The following is a 19,457-nucleotide window of genomic DNA, read 5'->3' on the forward strand; positions in this document are numbered from 1 at the left end:
TTGAAGAAAAACACGGCATCGCCGAGACGCTTACCAAATAGTTCCATTTCTTACTATCTCTCATTCATATTTCAATTATCTCTCATCAATCTTAGAATCAGCAATCCATTACCCTACAATAAGCCTTACAGAACATAAAATCCACCACTGTTTTTCATATAACATATAGTATGTTTGTATGTGTATCACCTATTCATACTGCATATTTGAAGGAATGTTAACAGCGTTCCATCCGGATGAACAGGTCTCATCACTCTAGTGAAACGTTCTCACCACCTGGATGAAGAGATCTTCTCACCCGGGTGGAACGATGAAGATAAAAGGTAAAAAAGACACAAATACAGGCAATGTATCATAGAAAAGACAGCCGGACAACATACAAACAACTGCCAAATAGCAACAAATACAGTATAGATAAAGATATATATTCGCATAGTTTGGACTGAATACTCCAAGAGCTTACATCTTAATTGGATAATAGAGACAAAAAAGTTCAGAGAATGCAATGATATTAATATATAATTGATAATTTTGTAGACTAAATATATTACTTGAAAAACATATAATCTGATATTACTACTATGAAACGGAATCTTAGATACACGGCATTATTACTCTTTATGTTATCTACAGTTTATGCCTCCGCCCAGTCTCTACGAAAACTGATGGAAATGCCTCCCCGTATTATTGAATCGAAATGGGAACAAACTTCAGACGGAGGAACGGAATTAAACTATTACAACGAAGACTTGTGCAGCTATTATCTATTCCGCGAAAATGACCGTTCGTACAATTTGAATCCCGGAAAGAACACGGTATTCAGAATAGAAAAAGGCTCTAATGCCAGCAATCCATTTATAGGTTCAAGCAGATATATGTTCTTCCGCGGACAATTCCCCAAAGATTTTCAGATCAGCACTCCCTATGCACTCCCTGTTAAGGCCGGCGAAGAAACCCAATGGCAAATCGCCCTTCAGGAATCTGCCAAAACAATGATATTCCGAATTCAGGAAGGAGACACCGTCTATGCAACCCGCAGAGGCGTCGCCTGTGTGACAGCACTGCCACAGCAATTGCTGATATACCACCCCGACCACACTTTTGCCGCTTACCTCATGATGCATCAAAACTTCATCCATGCGGGTGAAGAAGTCATGACCGGACAACCCATTGGGATAGCCGGAGTACTCGGAGTATCCGTCTCTTATTTTTTTCTTGATAACAATAAGTTTAATTCAAACGGCCCGTTGGGGTATCCATATTCCCATTTTACCCCTGTATTCCGTACGGACAAGGGAGATGTAAAACTAGAAGAGAAAGCAGTCTATAAATCAGCTATAGATGACGAGTTGATTATGCTCGAAATGACCAAACGGGAGAAAAAGAAATTTCAGAAGCAGAAATATTCAAAATAGAGGGAAACAATATGCGTACATTTTATCTGATCCTGTCTTTTGTCTGCCTTTGCGATCTGCTTCATGCACAAACCGTACGAATCGCCTATGAAGGTGACCCGCTTACGGACAAAGAGCGCCAGAAAATTGAACTGACCCTTCAATATGAGGTCGAATTCTACTCACAATTCGGACTTCCCGATACGCTTAACCTTAAATTAACTGTATTCAATAAAAGAGAAGACGCTCTGGTTTATCTCAATAAATTCAATATACATCCCCCTAAAAGCACAAACGGTATATACATCTCCAGATTACAGAAAGCCATCATATTGAGCAGGGAGAAAGAATACCAACAAGGTCTCGGTGTCATCTATCACGAACTGAGCCACCACCTCACCTTACAAATTACGGCAGGGCGCCCTCCAATTTGGCTCAACGAGGGACTTGCTGAATACTTTGAGCACTGTAAAGTCAATAAAAAAGGACTCCAACATACATTTACCGAATACGAAAAAGGAAGAATCCGCACCATATATATGCTGGGGGACATTGATTTACCTACCTTCATCAACAGCCGCCAAAACGAATTCATGAAGCAACAAAGAACCGATGAACAATATGCTTATATCCTCTCCCATGCGCTTGTCACTTTCTGGATTGAGAAAGCTCCCCGGCAGATATTCCGTGATTTCGTACTTTCCCTACAAAACAAAGACGACTCATCCACTGTTTCTGAACGGATAGAGCAGATTTACACCGGAGGGTTCAAACAATTTGAAAAAGATTTTGAAGCCTTTTGCAAATAGTTTTATCTTTTTTCTATCTTTGCACCGGCTATGGGATTAGCCTTTAACCGCCCTTTGGAGCTGATGATCCCTACAATTTGAATGTATAACTCTTAAATTGTCAGCTTATGCTCAAAACTCTATTATTTATTGGAATGGGAAGTTTTACCGGAGGTGTACTACGCTATCTCATCTCACGCTACGTTCAGAATTTCCTGATTCCTTCCTTCCCTTTGGGAACGTTTCTGGTCAACATACTCGGTTGTTTTGCCATCGGTCTGTTTTATGGACTCTTCGAACGGGGAAATCTGATGAGCCCCAATCTGAGAATGTTTCTCACGGTAGGATTCTGTGGAGGATTCACCACCTTTTCAACGTTCATGAATGAGAACTTTCTGTTAATTAAAGATGACAATTTCTTCTACCTCTCTCTCTATGTAGGCCTCAGCTTATTTGTAGGATTCATTATGTTGTACTTGGGACATTCATTGATAAAATTATTCTGAAATGTAATATGATAAAAAGAAATGCAGCCAAACCTGTCCGTGTAGTTCCTCCCATGATGGAGGAACAGGAAACCAGTACAAGCACATTGCAAGAATTGCTTGAAAAAGAAGAAACAGTCTCAAACCTTATATTCTGCAAAGGAAAAGAAGAAGGAATCAGCAAATCTTACAAGAGTTTCAAGAATTGCACATTCCGGAATCAGACATTCAGCGAATGTAAGTTCCGTTCTTCCCAACTGACAGATGTACGGTTTGAAAACTGCGACCTGTCCAATATATCTTTTGCCGAAAGTTCTCTTTACCGGGTAGAATTTATTTCTTGCAAATTATTGGGAACCAATCTCTCTGAGACGACTATGAATCATGTTTTGCTGCATGACTGCAACGCCGCTTACATCAATCTGGCAATGAGCAAAATGAATCAGGTACGCTTCTCGCACTGCCATCTCCGAAACGGCAGTTTCAATGATTGCCGTTTCTCTTCCGTCGCCTTCGAAAGCTGCGATCTGGTAGAAGCCGATTTTTCTCACGCTCCGCTTCGGGGAATCGATCTTCGCACTTCGCGTATTGGCGGGATAACACTCAATATCAGCGATCTGAAAGGAGCTGTCATTACTTCTTTGCAGGCTATGGATTTGCTTCCATTGTTGGGAGTTATTATCGAGGATTAGAATTTCACAAATTTCATCTATCCACATTCAAACAAAAAGCATCGTCACATTGTTATTTTATAAGACCGGACTAATGACATCTAGGGAATATGATTCGAAAGAATACCTATTTATAGTGATTTCCCACTCCCCGTCAAGTCCGTACTTTTGCAAAAATATTATTCAAAACAATAGAAACGATGAAAATAGAAAAAATTGTAGCTCGAGAAATTCTCGATTCAAGAGGTAATCCCACAGTAGAAGTTGACGTAGTATTGGAATCTGGTATCATGGGACGCGCATCTGTTCCGTCAGGTGCTTCCACAGGTGAACATGAAGCACTGGAACTTCGTGATGGCGACAAGCAACGTTACGGTGGTAAAGGCGTACAAAAGGCGGTTGATAATGTAAATAAAATCATCGCTCCGAAACTGGTCGGTATGTCTTCTCTCAACCAAAGAGCAATCGACTACGCAATGCTGGCACTGGACGGCACTAAGACTAAGGCTAACTTAGGCGCTAATGCCATTCTTGGTGTGTCTCTCGCTGTAGCGAAAGCAGCAGCTAACTATCTTGACCTCCCACTCTACCGCTATATCGGCGGAACAAATACTTATGTAATGCCTGTACCGATGATGAATATCATCAATGGCGGTTCACATAGTGACGCTCCTATCGCATTCCAGGAATTCATGATTCGTCCGGTAGGTGCACCCTCATTCAGAGAAGGTTTGAGAATGGGTGCCGAAGTATTCCACGCATTGAAGAAGGTACTGAAAGACCGCGGTCTCAGCACTGCCGTAGGTGATGAAGGTGGTTTCGCTCCTAATCTGGAAGGTACAGAAGATGCTCTGAACTCTATCATCGCAGCCATCAAAGCTGCCGGATACGAACCGGGCAAAGACGTAATGATCGGTATGGACTGCGCTTCTTCCGAATTCTATCATGATGGTATCTATGACTATACCAAGTTTGAAGGTGAAAAGGGTAAAAAACGCACTGCTGAAGAACAAATCAATTATCTGGAAGAACTGATCAACAAATTCCCGATTGACTCTATCGAAGACGGTATGAGCGAAAACGACTGGGAAGGCTGGAAAAAACTGACTGAACGTATCGGCGACCGTTGTCAGCTAGTAGGTGATGACTTGTTCGTAACAAACGTCGACTTCCTCGCAATGGGTATCGAAAAAGGTTGTGCAAACTCTATCCTGATTAAAGTAAATCAGATTGGTTCACTGACAGAAACACTGAATGCTATCGAAATGGCTCACCGTCATGGATATACGACTGTTACTTCTCATCGCTCCGGCGAAACAGAGGATGCTACTATTGCGGACATCGCGGTAGCTACCAACAGCGGACAGATCAAAACCGGCTCATTAAGCCGTTCAGATCGTATGGCTAAATACAACCAACTGCTCCGTATCGAAGAAGAACTTGGCGACTTAGCTGTATACGGATACAAGAGAATCAAATAACTTTTATTTTCTTTTTTAGATATCTTTCCCCGGGCAATGCGTTGTCCGGGGATTTTTTTTATATATTTGATGTTTTACAAACGACCTGAAGCATTTGGTTACGTATCATATAGTAAACAGGAATAAATAATGATGAATCAGGAAAAAATACAGGAACTGGTAAACCGGAGTCAGCAGAATGACAAAAGGGCATTCGCTCTATTGGTTTCGGAATTCCAGCCACTAGTGTTCCGACTCGCTTTCCGGTTACTTTGTGATGAAGATGAAGCCAGAGATATAACACAGGAAACGTTTGTAAAAGTATGGTTATCCCTAAAAACGTATAATCAGGAAAACCGCCTGTCAACCTGGCTCTATAAAATCACTTGCAACACCTGCTATGACCGCTTGCGTTCGTTACGTCATTCTCCTCTGGATAATGAATCTGCTTTTTCCGGTTCGGTAAATATTCCTTCAGACGATAATATTGAAATATCTCTGTCCAACAAACAGTTGAAAGAGCTTATTCTGAGGTATACCAGCGAACTGCCTCCCCAACAGAAGTTAGTCTTTATGCTTCGCGATGTAGAGGAACTGGAAGTGGCGGAAGTACAGACTATCACCGGATTATCGCCCGAAAAAATAAAAAGTAGCTTGTATCTTGCCAGAAAGAATATACGTTATAAAATGAATCAAATAGATCCCGACTTATGAAACAAGAAGATAAACAGTACGAGAAATGGCTGGCTGAAGTCAAAAGCAGACAACCGATATTGGATAATCCGGAAGAACTGACAGCATCTATCCTCGACAGGATATCCGGAATCTCGCCCCCAAAGAAACAGAGAAAGTTTCTCATAGGAGCATGGGCATCAGGCATTGCCGCAACATTATTACTTTTATTATTCATCAATGACACATGCTTCACTCCTGTATCTCAAAGAACAGGAAAGCAAAATGAATATGATAATTGGTCGAACAGCATTCCATTACCTGCCAACTGGGAAGAAATGCGACTTCAGGAAAAGAACATTTATCTATCCTCTCAGTATACGCAACACCGGAAGTTCCGAAAAGCGCAAATCTTACAAGTCATTAAAGAAAAACGATTAAAATAGACAGGATATGAAAACTAACTATTTCATAATGGCAATGCTACTGCTACTTAGCGTGACTTCTTGCAGCACCTACTACCGGATGAGTTCACGGATAGAAAAGGATGGAAGCATGTATAGAGAAATTTACGCACAGGGTGATTCAGCCTTCCTTGCAGGAGATAAGACACACAATCCATTTCTGTTTCAACCAGATGCCAACTGGCAACTAGTAAATCTGGACTCCACAATCAAATTCAACTTTTGGGGAGAAGAGGAAAAGCTGAACGTCAAAGCCTGCCAAAAAATTTCGGTAACGGACGGAGAATACTTCACTGTTGCCAAAAGCAAAGAACACCTAAATTCTATGGCTATCCCCATGGAACAGCTAAAAAAGAAATTCAGATGGTTTTATACCTATTATATATACACCGCTACTTACAAAGAACTTCAAGATAAAGGGCCCGTACCTCTTAGTGATTATCTGAATAAAGAAGAGCAAATAATCTGGTTTCATGGAAACGACGATGCTTTTAGAGGCATGAACGGCATCGAAATGAATGACAAACTGGATAAACTTGAAGCTAAATTCGGAGAATGGTATAATCGCAGCATCTATGAAATTAATTGGGAAGTCATCCATCACTTCGTTTCCCAACAAAAAGATACTGCCTGTCTGCATCGCCTGGAGGAATTGAAAGATGCTGTCTACAAAAAATATTCATCGGAAAAAGGATATAGTTTGGAGGATGCTGATCTTGAAGAAGTCTGCAGCTTATTTGATAAGGTTTGCAGTACGAAATATTTCTCAGACCTTTATAACACAAATAAGGAAATGATGGAAACCCTTTGTGAAGAGAAAATCAATATTGCCGAAGCCTTCTACCATGCCATACAGTTTGAATTGACAATGCCCGGCAGGCTGCTCACATCCAACGCCAAAGTTCAGAAGGACAGTTTAGTGATCTGGAAAATAGACGGTTTCCGACTTCTTGCCGATGATTATGTACTCACAGCAGAGTCACGGGTTATCAATTACTGGGCATTCGGGATTACCTTATTTATTATTCTGCTTATCTTAGGGCTCTGCATAAAATTATATAGAAGTTAGATTGACTTTAATCAGGATATAAAAGAAAAAAGCATCCAAGTAAATACCTGGATGCTTTTTTTTTGAGCCTCTTGTCGGATTCGAACCAACGACCCCGAGATTACAAATCACGTGCTCTGGCCAACTGAGCTAAAGAGGCGGGTGGGTAAGCTTACTATATCGCGCCGCTACAACCAACTACCTTTGCTGCGATCAAGCCCTGGAGGATTCGAAGGGAGCTGGCCGTATAGGACTTACCCGTTTTGCGGTTGCAAAGGTAGGCATTTTTATCAATTCTGCAATAGCTTCAGATAACTTTTTTACATAAAAGAAAGTAACACACTACATTTCAAGCAATTAAAAACCTAAAAAAATATTCGGAGAGCAACTTTTACTGCTTTATTAACTTTAACAACCATATTCCCTTTACCAACCGATATTATTTGTACCTTTGTGCGCAATTTATTAACGAAGATGACAGAGAACAGAAGCTATTTACAGAAATATGCCATGCACTTTGGCACGTATATGGGAATCTATTGGATATTGAAGTTCATTTTATTTCCGTTGGGATTCCACATCCCTTTCCTTTCGCTATTATTTGTAATTCTGACGTTGGCAGTGCCATTCATTGGCTATCACTACGTGAAGATGTATCGTGATAAAATATGCGGAGGAAGTATCCAATTCTCACATGCGGTTCTTTTTACCATATTCATGTACATGTTTGCTTCCTTATTGGTAGCCGTTGCACACTACGCTTATTTCCAGTTCATTGACCACGGTTTTATCATCAACTCCTATATCCAGTTATGGGACGAACTGATGACCAAAACACCCGCTTTGATGGAAAATCAAGAGATAATAAAAGAAACGATAGATACCGCCCGTTCACTTACGTCCATCAATATCACCATGCAACTCCTGTCATGGGACGTATTCTGGGGAAGTTTACTGGCCATTCCTACCGGATTGATGGTAATGAAGAAAGCACGACCGGAAAACAATACCCCGGTTTAATCATAATTCGTAATTCATAATTATAAAAAATGAATATATCAGTTGTAGTCCCATTATTCAATGAAGAAGAGTCACTGCCCGAACTCTACGCTTGGATAGAACGGGTAATGAAAGCCAACGGATTCTCATTCGAAGTGATTTTCGTTAACGACGGAAGTACAGACCGTTCATGGGAGGTGATAGAAAAACTCAAAGCCCAATCGGACTGCGTAAAAGGCATCAAGTTCCGCCGCAACTACGGTAAATCGCCCGCACTCTATTGCGGATTTGCAGAAGCACAAGGAGAGGTGGTGATCACAATGGATGCCGACTTACAGGACAGCCCGGACGAAATACCGGAATTATACCGGATGATTACGGAAGACGGATATGATCTGGTATCCGGATGGAAACAAAAAAGATATGATCCGCTATCCAAAACACTACCGACCAAGTTATTCAATGCTACCGCACGCAAAGTATCAGGCATTCCAAATTTGCACGACTTCAACTGCGGCCTGAAAGCCTACCGCAAAGATGTCGTGAAAAACATCGAAGTGTATGGCGAAATGCATCGTTATATCCCCTATCTGGCAAAGAATGCCGGATTCCAGAAGATAGGTGAGAAGGTGGTACACCACCAGGCACGTAAATATGGTTCTACCAAATTCGGATTCAACCGTTTCTTCAACGGATATCTGGATCTGATTTCTCTTTGGTTCCTTTCCAAATTCGGAGTGAAGCCGATGCACTTCTTCGGATTGCTGGGATCACTCATGTTCTTTATCGGAATGATCTCCGTTATCATTGTTGGTGTAAGCAAACTGCATGCAATGTACAACGGTCTCCCCTACCGGCTTGTAACCGATTCCCCTTATTTCTACCTATCGCTTACGGCGATGATTATCGGTACACAGCTATTCCTTGCCGGATTCTTGGGAGAACTGATTTCACGTAATGCCCCCGAACGGAACAATTATCAGATAGAAAAGAAAATTTAATTCACGCCCAATAACCGAGATTATGAAGAATTTAATTCGTATCTTTTTAATATTAGTAATTGTTGGTGCATGTATAAGCATCGGCAGTTCGTGTTCGGACGAAAATGATTGTTCATTGGCAGGACGTCCTATGATGTACTGCACATTGTATACTCTTGATGAAATAACCGATGACAGAGTAAAAGACACACTGGACTCATTGACTATTACAGCATTAGGGACAGATTCGATCATTCTCAACAACGAGAAAAATGTGCATACCCTGATGTTGCCGTTGCGATATACCAGTGATACGACTGTATTTGTTTTCCGTTACGATCCGAAACGCAGACCGAACGACGTTGATACATTATATATTGTACAACAAAACACACCTTACTTCCAGTCTATGGAATGTGGATACATGATGAAGCAAAACATTCTCGGCACTAGATTCGGAAATACCAGAAATAGCTCAGAAAGAATAGACTCACTTCGTATATTAAATAAAGAAGCCAATACAAATGAAATTCAGAATTTGGAAATATTCTATAAGTATCGCGACCGTACACCTCCTACGATTGAGTAGTGTGTTGCTCCTACTTTGTATTGGACTACCGTCAATTGCACAACAGCAACAACAACGACCGGCTCCCGTACAGAAAAGAGACCAGAAGAAGAAAGAGGTTGTAGTCGACACTATCCCGTTTTATAATGGGACGTATGTCGGCGTGGACTTATATGGCATCGGAAGTAAGATGTTAGGCGGCGACTTTATGAGCTCCGAAGTCAGCATAGGTGTCAATCTTAAAAACAAATTCATCCCAACTATCGAGTTTGGTATGGGAGGAACAGATACATGGAATGAAACGGGAATACACTACAAAAGCAAGGCTGCCCCATTCTTCCGGATCGGCGTGGACTATAACACGATGGCAAAGAAAAAAGAAAAGAACAGCTATCTGTATGTAGGTCTTCGCTATGCGTTCAGTTCATTCAAATATGATGTGTCTACCATGCCGGTTGATGACCCGATTTGGGGAGGAAGTATCGGAAATCCAAGTCTGGAAGACGACTATTGGGGAGGAAGCATTCCTTTCAGTCATTTGGGGATGAAGGGGTCTATGCAGTGGTTCGAATTAGTGGTAGGCGTCAAAGTACGCATTTATAAGAATTTCAATATGGGCTGGTCTGTACGCATGAAATACAAGACAAATGCTTCGACCAATGAATACGCCAATCCTTGGTATGTACCCGGCTACGGAAAATTTAAATCAAATAACATGGGAATTACCTATTCCCTCATTTACAAATTACCTCTTTAAAGAATAATGACAGGACTAGAAATTTGGCTGCTTGCAATAGGTTTGGCGATGGATTGTTTCGCTGTTTCAATTGCAAGCGGTATTATTTTGAAACGTACTCAATGGAGACCGATGCTGGTCATGGCTCTGGCATTCGGGCTTTTTCAGGCTCTCATGCCTTTTATCGGATGGATGTTTGCAAAAAGTTTCAGTCACCTAATAGAAAGTATAGACCATTGGATTGCTTTCGCTATTCTTGCCTTTCTGGGCGGTCGCATGATTCTTGAATCTTTTAAAGACGAGGAGTGTCGCCAGACATTTAATCCGGCAAGTCCGAAAGTTGTGCTTACGATGGCAATAGCGACAAGCATCGATGCTCTGGCCATAGGTATCTCCTTTGCCTTTCTCGGCATCAACGACTATACTGAAATCCTCTCCCCCATCCTTATCATCGGATTCGTCTCATTTGTCATGTCACTGATCGGCCTTTTCTTCGGCATCAAATGTGGCTGCGGATGTGCACGGAAATTAAAAGCAGAATTATGGGGCGGCATCATTCTGGTAGTTATCGGATTAAAAATATTGATAGAACATTTATTCTTCCAATCATAGAAACTTGTTCCTCCAATTATAGAAAAAAGAAAAGTGTATGAAAACAAAAAAGAGCTTCCTTTGGCTGGCTTTCCTGATCCTGGCAACGATCTGGATATTAGCCAGGCGTAATCAAAAGACTGATTTTAACACTGCCAGCGGTTTTGTCTTTGGAACAGTATATAAAATTACATACCAGTGTAAAGACGACCTGAAACCGGAGATAGAAGCGGAACTGAAACGTTTTGATCAGTCTCTGTCACCGTTCAATGACAGTTCTGTCATCAGTCGTGTCAATCGTAATGAAGAGCTGGTAACAGACAGCTTCTTCCAGACTTGCTTCAATCGCTCTATGGAAATCTCCCGCGAAACGGAAGGAGCTTTCGACATTACAGTAGCACCTCTTGCCAATGCCTGGGGGTTCGGATTTAAGAAAGGAACTTTCCCGGATTCATTGATGATAGACAGTCTGTTACAATTCACCGGCTACGAAAAGGTTAAGTTAGAGAACGGCAAGGTTATCAAGCAAGACCCACGTGCGATGCTCAGTTGCAGTGCTGTGGCAAAAGGATATTCTGTAGATGTAGTAGCACATCTGCTTGACCGGAAGGGTATCAAAAACTATATGGTCGACATAGGTGGAGAAGTAGTGGTAAAGGGTAAGAATGCGACAGGAGACCTGTGGCGCATCGGTATCAACAAGCCTTACGACGACTCACTGGCCGTGAAGCAAGATATACAGACTATACTCAACCTGACAGATGTGGGTATGGCTACTTCGGGAAACTACCGCAACTATTATTATAAGGATGGCAAAAAGTATGCTCATACAATCGACCCCAGAACAGGATATCCGGTACAACACAGCATTCTATCTTCTACAGTGGTTGCAGAAGACTGTATGACAGCCGATGCTTTGGCTACCTCTTTCATGGTGATGGGGCTGGAAGAAGCGGAGAAATTCTGTAAAGCAAATCCAATGATTGACGCTTACTTTATATATAGCGGTGAAAACGGAGAATTTAAAACTTACTATACGGATGGTATGAAACGATACTTCAAATAGAGCATTCTTTTACTTCTGAGTAAGACTCCCATGCAAAATAAATCAAACTTGTATTAGAGTACTTCCCGATAAGTACAAGACTTGCTTGTGACAAGTACTTAAGTGGTCCGGTTCTTGTACAACGTTTGGGTCGAAGATGTACAACATTGGAATGAAAGATGCAGTACCTTTACTCCACACACTATTACAGAGTACTCACCGCCTTCAGCCCTTTCAGTTTCGCTCGCAAACGCCCTTGCAAAAGGGGATACCGGCTGAAGGCACTATTTTGCAACTTGTCTCTGATAAGCTCAGGGAGGGGGGGGCAGTAGTTTCAGCCCTTTCAGCCTTGATCCTACATAAATTCTTTGTTTGTTTTGCCTATGGTTACTCTACCTGCGAGTGATCGTTACTTTATATACGGGCTGCACTCCGCAAGACCCGAGGTGAATCTCACTCACCACCGAGATGAAGGATACTCACCTCCGAGGTAAAAGTGGATGGTATACTAGCTTATTTTAAATGAATAAACCGATCTATAGCTCAGAAAAAACTGAGGTTCCATTTGCCTCAAACAGAGATTTTGTTTATCCTCAATAGAACCTCTGTTTGAAGTAAATACAGGCTCTATTGAATCAGATATTATTAGCTTCCGAATTTATGGTCTTCCCGACTGAAAGGGCTGAAACCACTGCCCCCTCCCAAAGTTTATCAGGGACAGGTTGCAAAATAGTGCCTTCAGCCGGCATCCCCTTCTGCAAGGGCGTTTGCGAGCGAAACTGAAAAGGCTGAACGCGGAGTGTCAGTTCTTTGTTAGGGAGGTAGGATTTTGTCTCTTTTGGCGTAATAATGAAGAAAAATGAGAGCCGGTGTCATTCTGCGCTGCGAAGGAGAATTCACTGTAAATCTCTAAATACAAACGACATAGTTTTATGCGGAAGAAGTGGATCGTATTAAGCATAAATCATTTGTACTACCTGTAAACAAGAAAAGCCCGGAAAAGATTTGCATCGCCAACAGAAAAAGTATACTTTTGTAAAGTTCTAATTGTGCATTTGAGATAATGCCATGGAACATACATATTGAGAGACGTTTTCATGCGTTCATCTTCGACCTTTTGAATCTCGCAAATCCAAAACTCAGAGAAGATAAGGCAACAAAGGCGTCTACGTGGTATGATTGTATCATTTTATACTTGTCAATGAACAATTGACAAGAGGAAGTGTATATCATACAGGCGTGGGCTAACTGGCGTTGCTTATCCTCTGAGGAAGGCAATGCGAGAGCCTAAAAGGTGGGATAAGCAGATATCAGGCTCCCACGTCTTTTCGTATGTATACACATCAACATGACACACACTGCTGAGCATGGGGACCTATCAGCAAAACACAACATCCTTATGATTCATATCGGCAAACAAATCAGACAGAAAATGGAAGAACGTCAGAAGACAGTAGTCTGGCTATCAAAACATTTATCATGCAGCAGAGCAAACGTATACAAGATTTTTGAAAAATATTCTGTAGATACAGAAATGCTTGCCAGAATATCCGCTATCCTAAATTTTGATTTCTTCTCACTCTATTCGGAAGATATAAAGAAAAAAAACAATCAAGAATAATCAGCGCCAACAGTTCAAGAAGTAAGATTTTGGCACATCATGTCTCCGATTGGTTTACATGTCAACCAATCGGAGGCATGATATTTAATATATAATTCTATAATTCGTTATGTTTGCACTCAAAGATATTCATTATAGATATAATCATAATGAATGGCAGTATCCGAAAAGCCCAAACAGAGTAGGAATTATTAAATAGATATATTAATCATGGGATTCTGGAATACTTTTTTCAGCGGACAACGATGCGAACATTGCAACAGCTATAACACTGCAAATATCGATTTCCGAGATTTATCCAGCGAAGATCAGGATATGTATTGGGATACGGTAGGTAATGTCCGTCCGAAAGATATTTACCGATGCAAAGATTGCGGTCAATTGACTATTATTTGTCAGGATGGAAGAAAGTATTGGACACATCCTGCTAAATAACAACTCAGCTAAGATGATTATATTGGAAATTATAGGAGGACTTCTCGTCTTATTCCTTGCTGCACAAATTCTAGGGCGACTTGCACGTTTCGTGTGGATACCTATTTTATCATCCGTTATAGCAGGATTGGTTGTTGGTATCAGCAACCATTCACTTTGGGAAGGAATTGGAACCGGAATAGCGGTTCTCATCGTATTTGGTATATCGAGTGCTATTGTTGGAGGCAATTGACCTTTACATATTATAAAAGACATGGAGAAAAGAACCTTCAGATATGAAAAACTAAAAAGATGCACATGTACTCTATATATGACGGAGACCTGTAATCTGAATTGTGTCTACTGCTACGAGCACATAAAAGGCAAAGATTTAATGCCCTTGAATATAGCTCAAAGTGGCATAAAATCCACTTTCGAACGCGCTAAAAAAGAACAAATAGATTATGTCGAAATACTATTTCATGGTGGAGAACCATTTATAGCATTTCAACGGATTAAGGATATTTGCGAATGGTTATGGGCACAAGAGTGGCCGACAAAATATATTTGTTATGCAACAACCAATGGCACTCTTATACATAATGAAGTGAAAGAATGGCTCATGAAAAATAAAGAAAGATTCATTGTCGGACTAAGCTTGGACGGAACCCGTGAAATGCATAATCGCAATCGTTCAAATTCTTATGATAAGATTGACATCCCCTTTTTTATTGAGAACTGGCCTGAACAGGGAGTGAAAATGACTCCTTCACCCGGTACACTGAAATCCCTGGCAGAAGGTGTTATCCATATACATGAGTTAGGTTTCAGCCGCAATAATTGTACTTTTGCTTGTGGAGTGGCTTGGGATAAAGACGAATTTAGGAAAGCAATAGATTATCAACAAATACTCCAGGAACAATTGATGAAACTTGCCATATATTATTTGAACCATCCTAATATATTGCCTGTGGAAATGTTAAATATAAAATTTATAGCTGTGGCAGCAGGCATAAACAATATGCTCGATAAATTATGTGGTGCAGGTACTATTATGCGCTGTTGGACACCGGATGGGCAGTGTCTTCCCTGTCATTTATTTTATGAAGTCAGCAAAGAGAAAGGGGTGAAATTAGATGACATTGACTTATCTTCACCCTGTCATCTGTCAGATGAGCAGTGCAAGGGATGTATCCTTGAGACCATCTGTCCTACCTGCTATGGTGGCAACTATATTACATATGGCGATATATCAAAACGTGCCCCCTACACTTGCATTATTACAAAAATTCGCGCATTAGCAGGTTCATGGATGATAGGCCAAATGCTGGAAACACCCGAAAAATATTATGCTTTAAAAGATTTTAGCAATGAAGAATTAGCAATGACTGCCAAAGGAGTCATTCAAACACAATCCTTTCTTGAACAAACAGGATTTATGGAAGAACTTCAAAATGGATAATTGTCCTTTCCGAAAACAGGGCAAAACATTAAAATATTAATATTATGAATTTTAAATTAAGCAACTTATCTGTCATCAATGAAAAATACGACAGGATAATAGAATTACTGAAAGATACGACTTGGGAAATATGTTCCAACAGTTGCGGTTGTTCTGGTGATTGTGGTTCTAACTGGATGCAATCATAAGACATATAAACAAGAATACTATGAAAGAACATATAGATGTAGCTAAAGATTTTATCGACTTTATATCTGAAAGTCCTACCAAATATCACGCCATAGAGAATGTAAAATCTAAACTTTTACAGCATAAGTTTGAATCACTGTCTATTGACGAAAAATGGGATTTAAAACCACATGGAAGATATTTTATCGAACAGGACAACTCGGCATTAATTGCATTTTGCATGAGTTCTCGTGAGCCAAATATACAAACAGTCATAGACGAGGGAGTACGCTTGGTATGTGCACACACAGATTCACCAGCTTTCAAAGTAAAACCAATAGCGCAAATGGTGAGTTCTGACGGCTACATTCGGCTGAATACTCAGGGGTATACATGGCCTATTTTATCAACATGGTTCGACCGCCCTTTATCATTAGCCGGAAGAGTTGCATTAAAAGGCAAATCCCCTTTTCAGCCAATAATACGTCTGATCGATATAGAAGATCCCATACTGATTATTCCCAATGTGGCTTTTCATTTGACAAAAGGAAAAACAGAAGGCATAATTTCCAAGCAAAAAGAAATGTTGCCAATCATGGGTATGAGCTACAAAGATATGAGTGAAAATATACTTTTTGATCTTATGGCTCACAAATTAAATGTATCGAAAGAAGATATTCTGGATTATGAATTATACCTCTATCCGATTGAAAAAGGACGATTAGTTGGGGTGAATTCAGACTTCATAGTTACTCCTCGGCAGGATGATTTAGTGATGGTATATGCAGCATTACAGGCTTTAACTGACGCCAACTCTGAACTTTCAAAGACCAAACTACCGGACATCGAAACGAAAATACAACTATCTGATGCAAACGCGGACGATGCAACAAGAATGATAGCCTTTTTCGATGCCGAAGAAGAGACAAACTCTACTTTAGGTGGTGCTGATACTCCACTCTTGAGAAATGTACTAACCAAAGTAGTAAAAAGCATAGGAGGCAATGAGGAAGATGTTATAAAACTAATCAACCATTCATTCGCAGTATCCTTGGATACCTCTTTTGCCGCACATCCTAACTACATGGAATGCAGCGATCCAACATGCAGCCCGATAATAAATAAAGGAGTAGTCATAAAATATGATGCAAATATGCATTATGCTACAACAGCATTTTCTTCTGCCGTATTTCAAGAAGCATGCAACCGGAAGAATATTCCTTTTCAAAAAGCCGCCGCTAATTCAGACCTCAGAACAGGAGGTACAATAAGTGCATTTATGCAAACACAGGTGGAGATTAAATGCGTAGAAATCGGCATTTCCACCTGGGCCATGCATTCAGCATACGAAAGTTGCGGAACTGCTGATCTATTCAATCTAATCGGAGCTTTAAAGAGCTTTTGGTTGATGCGTGATTGAAATTCATTGCTGCCAGGCATCAATTTTATAAAGGATGATTTATAACGGAAGGTTAATTGCCTTTACCACAAACAGGGCAAATCATTAAAATATTAACATTATGAATTTTAAATTGACTAACTTATCTTCCATCAATGAAAAATATGGTAAGACGATGAAACTATTGCAAGACACAACTTGGGAAATATGTGCCAATAGCTGCGGATGCTCTGGAGATTGCGGCTCCAACTGGATGCGCAGTTAATTTGAAGCAAGTATATTAGAGAAACATCGGAGATAAAATCAACCATATTTTATCTCCGATCATTTGTTATTGACTAAAGACCTTTTTATTTCATAAACACAAAGTAGACAGCTGCAATCAGGCAAACGAATGCTGCCAGATGATTCCAGTGCAAAGTCTCTCCTTTAAAGAAAATGGTTGTAAAAACAGTAAAGATAATCAATGTTATCACCTCTTGAATTACTTTCAGCTGCATCAACGAGAATGGGCCACCATTCCCCTCAAATCCGATACGATTCGCAGGTATCTGACAAGAATATTCGTTTAACATAACGTACTTGCCCATGACAGGAAAACATATTATATTTGCACCAAATATAATGCAATTACCATGAACCATAAAAAAGCAATAGCCTATATTAGAGTTTCCACAACACACCAAGATGTTGAAAGACAAAGAATAAAGTTTAAGGAATATTGTAAAAACAATAATTTACAGGCTAATGAAGAGATTATTGATTTTGGTATATCTGGTGCAAAATCCGATAGACCTGGCTATTTAAGACTACAAGCGCTTACAGGTAAAGATGCAGATATACTAGTCGTTTCAGAATTATCTCGTCTTAGTAGACAAGAAGAAATATTAGAAACTATAAACATAATCCAAAATATTGTATACAATGGATTATCACTAATTTTCCTAGATGCTCCAAGTAAAGTATATGAAGCTCATTCAACACTAGATATTACAGAATTAATTATATTACTTGTTGGAGCTTTTAGGGCTGCACAAGACCGTAAGGAAATAAAACGTAAAAATCAAGAAGGGAAACAAGCGTTATTAAGTCAAAATCCTTATGCTGTTGTTGATGCTAAAATTCCTTATGGGTACAATGCTATTTACAATCCTAATGGAAGTAGACCAAAGAAAATACTTATCGAAAACGAAGAAGAAGTAGCCAATGTTAAAAAGATATTTCAATTAGCTCTTGAGGGTTATTCTTTAGGAAAAATAGCCAAATACTTCAATAATAGAAATATATTATTTAGAGGACACTTTGTTACAAGGCAATTATTAAGCGTATTAGTTCGCAATATTTTATATAAAGGAATTAGAAGAAGAATTCACAGTTTCGACAGAAAAGACAATCCCAATATTATTGAAAATAAAATCACTCCTATTATTTCTGAAAGTGATTTTGAGCGAGTAAACCAAATGCTCAAAGATAATCATAAATTTTGCTCAACTGGTAATAATTACTTCAATACACTTAGAGGTATTATAAAATGCAGATGCGGAAGAGGAATGATGGTAAAAGACAAAGGTTATGCATCTGGTATAAAGAAAATGGTCTATAGATGTAATGATGTGAGTGCTAAAGACAATCCAATACATTGTCAATACAAAGATGAAATATCATATCAATTTACCAATGAAGTCATATTCAATGTTTTTAAGTACATTCATAATACAGATGAAATATTCATTTTCATGGCTAAAACTGAACAAAAAATATACGAAATAGATGAAGAAATAAAAGGTATTGAACGAAAAATAGAAAATAAAAACATTGAAATAGAAAGTCTAAATAAAGACAATAAAAGATTAATAGAAAGGTATATTCATGCCAAAAGTCAATCCATAGCTAATGCTATACAAGATGAACAATTGACTATAGAAAATAAAATTCACAAATTAGAAGATGAAATATCCCATTGCAATAAAGAGAAAGTAAAACTTATAACAAACAAAGAAAGTCTTATTAATTATATAGATACAGAAGAACTGTCTAGTTTAGGTAATGAAGAAAGAGCAGAATTATTCAAAAAGCATTTAGAGAAAGTTATTTATTTACCAGTTACTTTGATGCAAGGATTCTATATCATTACTTTCAAAAGCAAAATGCAAAGAATTGTGGCTATAAGAAAAACAGCGAAGAGCCCAATAGCGGCTATTCTCCCAGATGGCTATACAGTAGATATGAATACTAAATTAATAACAGAATATTACCAAAGTATACAAACTGGTGGTTGCTCTTATCCTATTTCTTCAAGTTTTAAGCAATTAACAATCCAAGAATATTTTAAAAAATTACCACAGATTGGTAATTTTGGAATATTGGAAATTGATTATTCTTACAGAAAGGGGAAATGAAAAACAAACAATTATCAACGATTGCCAATGAAACATATTCTTCACGAATAATCATTATCAATACTTCTAGTCGATTTTTTCAGTTTGTGGTAC

Annotated in this window: 21 protein-coding genes, 1 tRNA gene, 1 pseudogene and 1 riboswitch; of the genes and pseudogenes, 21 read left to right on the forward strand and 2 right to left on the reverse strand. The window is 39.4% G+C overall.

The window, feature by feature from the left end:
* Positions 1 to 581 precede the first annotated feature (581 nt).
* The 8 genes from HMPREF2794_RS04685 to HMPREF2794_RS04720 all read left to right on the forward strand — a co-directional run bounded on the left by HMPREF2794_RS04685 (position 582) and on the right by HMPREF2794_RS04720 (position 7,003).
* Complete coding sequence (locus HMPREF2794_RS04685) at positions 582 to 1,415, forward strand: peptidoglycan DD-metalloendopeptidase family protein (protein ID WP_022301447.1); 834 nt, start codon at positions 582 to 584, stop codon at positions 1,413 to 1,415.
* An 11-nt stretch (positions 1,416 to 1,426) separates the two neighbouring features.
* On the forward strand, positions 1,427 to 2,203 hold the full coding sequence (locus tag HMPREF2794_RS04690) for a hypothetical protein (RefSeq protein ID WP_010537223.1): 777 nt from the start codon (positions 1,427 to 1,429) through the stop codon (positions 2,201 to 2,203).
* A 17-nt stretch (positions 2,204 to 2,220) separates the two neighbouring features.
* Positions 2,221 to 2,283: riboswitch (Fluoride riboswitch) on the forward strand.
* A 27-nt stretch (positions 2,284 to 2,310) separates the two neighbouring features.
* Positions 2,311 to 2,688 carry a fluoride efflux transporter CrcB gene (crcB, locus tag HMPREF2794_RS04695; protein ID WP_022301448.1) on the forward strand — a complete coding sequence of 126 codons (378 nt, stop codon included), beginning with the start codon at positions 2,311 to 2,313 and terminating at the stop codon, positions 2,686 to 2,688.
* Between the two features lie 8 nt (positions 2,689 to 2,696).
* A complete protein-coding gene (locus HMPREF2794_RS04700; protein ID WP_010537221.1) occupies positions 2,697 to 3,359 on the forward strand; it encodes a pentapeptide repeat-containing protein in 663 nt (220 codons plus the stop codon).
* A gap of 179 nt (positions 3,360 to 3,538) precedes the next feature.
* On the forward strand, positions 3,539 to 4,819 hold the full coding sequence (eno, locus tag HMPREF2794_RS04705) for a phosphopyruvate hydratase (protein WP_010537220.1): 1,281 nt from the start codon (positions 3,539 to 3,541) through the stop codon (positions 4,817 to 4,819).
* 129 nt (positions 4,820 to 4,948) lie between these two features.
* Positions 4,949 to 5,512 carry an RNA polymerase sigma factor gene (locus HMPREF2794_RS04710; protein WP_070751036.1) on the forward strand — a complete coding sequence of 188 codons (564 nt, stop codon included), beginning with the start codon at positions 4,949 to 4,951 and terminating at the stop codon, positions 5,510 to 5,512.
* Positions 5,509 to 5,916, forward strand: a complete 408-nt coding sequence (locus HMPREF2794_RS04715; RefSeq protein ID WP_010537218.1) for a hypothetical protein — start codon at positions 5,509 to 5,511, stop codon at positions 5,914 to 5,916. Before HMPREF2794_RS04710 ends, HMPREF2794_RS04715 begins: the two co-directional genes overlap by 4 nt.
* 7 nt (positions 5,917 to 5,923) lie before the next feature.
* Complete coding sequence (locus HMPREF2794_RS04720; RefSeq protein ID WP_070751038.1) at positions 5,924 to 7,003, forward strand: hypothetical protein; 1,080 nt, start codon at positions 5,924 to 5,926, stop codon at positions 7,001 to 7,003.
* Positions 7,004 to 7,068: 65 nt separating this feature from the next.
* On the opposite strand, the gene HMPREF2794_RS04725 is transcribed toward HMPREF2794_RS04720, so the two are convergent.
* A tRNA-Thr gene (locus HMPREF2794_RS04725) sits at positions 7,069 to 7,142 on the reverse strand.
* A 314-nt stretch (positions 7,143 to 7,456) separates the two neighbouring features.
* Between HMPREF2794_RS04725 and HMPREF2794_RS04730 the strand changes: the two genes are divergently transcribed.
* From HMPREF2794_RS04730 to HMPREF2794_RS28830, 12 genes are all read left to right on the forward strand, one after another.
* Positions 7,457 to 8,002 (forward strand): DUF4199 domain-containing protein, encoded by a 546-nt coding sequence (locus HMPREF2794_RS04730; RefSeq protein WP_010537216.1) that lies wholly within the window; start codon positions 7,457 to 7,459, stop codon positions 8,000 to 8,002.
* 29 nt (positions 8,003 to 8,031) lie between these two features.
* Positions 8,032 to 8,982 (forward strand): glycosyltransferase family 2 protein, encoded by a 951-nt coding sequence (locus tag HMPREF2794_RS04735; protein WP_010537215.1) that lies wholly within the window; start codon positions 8,032 to 8,034, stop codon positions 8,980 to 8,982.
* Between the two features lie 22 nt (positions 8,983 to 9,004).
* Complete coding sequence (locus HMPREF2794_RS04740) at positions 9,005 to 9,550, forward strand: DUF6452 family protein (RefSeq protein ID WP_055271382.1); 546 nt, start codon at positions 9,005 to 9,007, stop codon at positions 9,548 to 9,550.
* Complete coding sequence (locus tag HMPREF2794_RS04745; RefSeq protein ID WP_032836846.1) at positions 9,486 to 10,286, forward strand: DUF6048 family protein; 801 nt, start codon at positions 9,486 to 9,488, stop codon at positions 10,284 to 10,286. Before HMPREF2794_RS04740 ends, HMPREF2794_RS04745 begins: the two co-directional genes overlap by 65 nt.
* 6 nt (positions 10,287 to 10,292) lie before the next feature.
* Entirely contained in the window at positions 10,293 to 10,877 is a 585-nt protein-coding gene (locus tag HMPREF2794_RS04750; protein WP_070751040.1) for a manganese efflux pump MntP, read from the forward strand.
* 37 nt (positions 10,878 to 10,914) lie between these two features.
* Positions 10,915 to 11,922 (forward strand): FAD:protein FMN transferase, encoded by a 1,008-nt coding sequence (locus HMPREF2794_RS04755; RefSeq protein WP_070751042.1) that lies wholly within the window; start codon positions 10,915 to 10,917, stop codon positions 11,920 to 11,922.
* Between the two features lie 1,411 nt (positions 11,923 to 13,333).
* Positions 13,334 to 13,522 (forward strand): helix-turn-helix transcriptional regulator, encoded by a 189-nt coding sequence (locus tag HMPREF2794_RS04760; protein ID WP_229099361.1) that lies wholly within the window; start codon positions 13,334 to 13,336, stop codon positions 13,520 to 13,522.
* Between the two features lie 210 nt (positions 13,523 to 13,732).
* Complete coding sequence (locus HMPREF2794_RS04765) at positions 13,733 to 13,957, forward strand: hypothetical protein (RefSeq protein WP_010537127.1); 225 nt, start codon at positions 13,733 to 13,735, stop codon at positions 13,955 to 13,957.
* Positions 13,923 to 14,189, forward strand: coding sequence for a hypothetical protein (locus HMPREF2794_RS04770; RefSeq protein ID WP_139147233.1), 267 nt, complete (start codon positions 13,923 to 13,925; stop codon positions 14,187 to 14,189). Before HMPREF2794_RS04765 ends, HMPREF2794_RS04770 begins: the two co-directional genes overlap by 35 nt.
* 21 nt (positions 14,190 to 14,210) lie before the next feature.
* Positions 14,211 to 15,398: a radical SAM protein gene (locus HMPREF2794_RS04775; RefSeq protein ID WP_083312009.1), complete on the forward strand. Its 1,188-nt coding sequence runs from the start codon at positions 14,211 to 14,213 to the stop codon at positions 15,396 to 15,398.
* Positions 15,399 to 15,606: 208 nt separating this feature from the next.
* The gene (locus HMPREF2794_RS04780; protein WP_070751048.1) at positions 15,607 to 16,986 is read left to right on the forward strand and encodes a M18 family aminopeptidase; all 1,380 of its coding nucleotides are present in this window, start codon (positions 15,607 to 15,609) and stop codon (positions 16,984 to 16,986) included.
* A gap of 100 nt (positions 16,987 to 17,086) precedes the next feature.
* A complete protein-coding gene (locus HMPREF2794_RS28830; protein ID WP_022301454.1) occupies positions 17,087 to 17,230 on the forward strand; it encodes a hypothetical protein in 144 nt (47 codons plus the stop codon).
* An 85-nt stretch (positions 17,231 to 17,315) separates the two neighbouring features.
* Here HMPREF2794_RS28830 and HMPREF2794_RS04785 read toward each other — a convergent pair.
* Positions 17,316 to 17,543: pseudogene (locus tag HMPREF2794_RS04785) on the reverse strand (DMT family protein); the annotation flags it as partial.
* A gap of 57 nt (positions 17,544 to 17,600) precedes the next feature.
* Here HMPREF2794_RS04785 and HMPREF2794_RS04790 point away from each other — a divergent pair.
* Positions 17,601 to 19,364 carry a recombinase family protein gene (locus HMPREF2794_RS04790; protein ID WP_070751052.1) on the forward strand — a complete coding sequence of 588 codons (1,764 nt, stop codon included), beginning with the start codon at positions 17,601 to 17,603 and terminating at the stop codon, positions 19,362 to 19,364.
* Positions 19,365 to 19,457: the final 93 nt, after the last annotated feature.

Source organism: Bacteroides sp. HMSC067B03 (assembly GCF_001811315.1).
In the GTDB taxonomy this organism is placed as follows: domain Bacteria; phylum Bacteroidota; class Bacteroidia; order Bacteroidales; family Bacteroidaceae; genus Bacteroides; species Bacteroides faecis.

What these genes read in the sequence shown, in the direction of transcription:
- HMPREF2794_RS04685 (WP_022301447.1), top strand. Translation starts at nt 582, where the DNA reads ATGAAACGGAATCTTAGATACACGGCATTATTACTCTTTATGTTATCT.
- HMPREF2794_RS04690 (WP_010537223.1), top strand. Translation starts at nt 1,427, where the DNA reads ATGCGTACATTTTATCTGATCCTGTCTTTTGTCTGCCTTTGCGATCTG.
- crcB (WP_022301448.1), top strand. Translation starts at nt 2,311, where the DNA reads ATGCTCAAAACTCTATTATTTATTGGAATGGGAAGTTTTACCGGAGGT.
- HMPREF2794_RS04700 (WP_010537221.1), top strand. Translation starts at nt 2,697, where the DNA reads ATGATAAAAAGAAATGCAGCCAAACCTGTCCGTGTAGTTCCTCCCATG.
- eno (WP_010537220.1), top strand. Translation starts at nt 3,539, where the DNA reads ATGAAAATAGAAAAAATTGTAGCTCGAGAAATTCTCGATTCAAGAGGT.
- HMPREF2794_RS04710 (WP_070751036.1), top strand. Translation starts at nt 4,949, where the DNA reads ATGATGAATCAGGAAAAAATACAGGAACTGGTAAACCGGAGTCAGCAG.
- HMPREF2794_RS04715 (WP_010537218.1), top strand. Translation starts at nt 5,509, where the DNA reads ATGAAACAAGAAGATAAACAGTACGAGAAATGGCTGGCTGAAGTCAAA.
- HMPREF2794_RS04720 (WP_070751038.1), top strand. Translation starts at nt 5,924, where the DNA reads ATGAAAACTAACTATTTCATAATGGCAATGCTACTGCTACTTAGCGTG.
- HMPREF2794_RS04730 (WP_010537216.1), top strand. Translation starts at nt 7,457, where the DNA reads ATGACAGAGAACAGAAGCTATTTACAGAAATATGCCATGCACTTTGGC.
- HMPREF2794_RS04735 (WP_010537215.1), top strand. Translation starts at nt 8,032, where the DNA reads ATGAATATATCAGTTGTAGTCCCATTATTCAATGAAGAAGAGTCACTG.
- HMPREF2794_RS04740 (WP_055271382.1), top strand. Translation starts at nt 9,005, where the DNA reads ATGAAGAATTTAATTCGTATCTTTTTAATATTAGTAATTGTTGGTGCA.
- HMPREF2794_RS04745 (WP_032836846.1), top strand. Translation starts at nt 9,486, where the DNA reads ATGAAATTCAGAATTTGGAAATATTCTATAAGTATCGCGACCGTACAC.
- HMPREF2794_RS04750 (WP_070751040.1), top strand. Translation starts at nt 10,293, where the DNA reads ATGACAGGACTAGAAATTTGGCTGCTTGCAATAGGTTTGGCGATGGAT.
- HMPREF2794_RS04755 (WP_070751042.1), top strand. Translation starts at nt 10,915, where the DNA reads ATGAAAACAAAAAAGAGCTTCCTTTGGCTGGCTTTCCTGATCCTGGCA.
- HMPREF2794_RS04760 (WP_229099361.1), top strand. Translation starts at nt 13,334, where the DNA reads ATGGAAGAACGTCAGAAGACAGTAGTCTGGCTATCAAAACATTTATCA.
- HMPREF2794_RS04765 (WP_010537127.1), top strand. Translation starts at nt 13,733, where the DNA reads ATGGGATTCTGGAATACTTTTTTCAGCGGACAACGATGCGAACATTGC.
- HMPREF2794_RS04770 (WP_139147233.1), top strand. Translation starts at nt 13,923, where the DNA reads ATGGAAGAAAGTATTGGACACATCCTGCTAAATAACAACTCAGCTAAG.
- HMPREF2794_RS04775 (WP_083312009.1), top strand. Translation starts at nt 14,211, where the DNA reads ATGGAGAAAAGAACCTTCAGATATGAAAAACTAAAAAGATGCACATGT.
- HMPREF2794_RS04780 (WP_070751048.1), top strand. Translation starts at nt 15,607, where the DNA reads ATGAAAGAACATATAGATGTAGCTAAAGATTTTATCGACTTTATATCT.
- HMPREF2794_RS28830 (WP_022301454.1), top strand. Translation starts at nt 17,087, where the DNA reads ATGAATTTTAAATTGACTAACTTATCTTCCATCAATGAAAAATATGGT.
- HMPREF2794_RS04790 (WP_070751052.1), top strand. Translation starts at nt 17,601, where the DNA reads ATGAACCATAAAAAAGCAATAGCCTATATTAGAGTTTCCACAACACAC.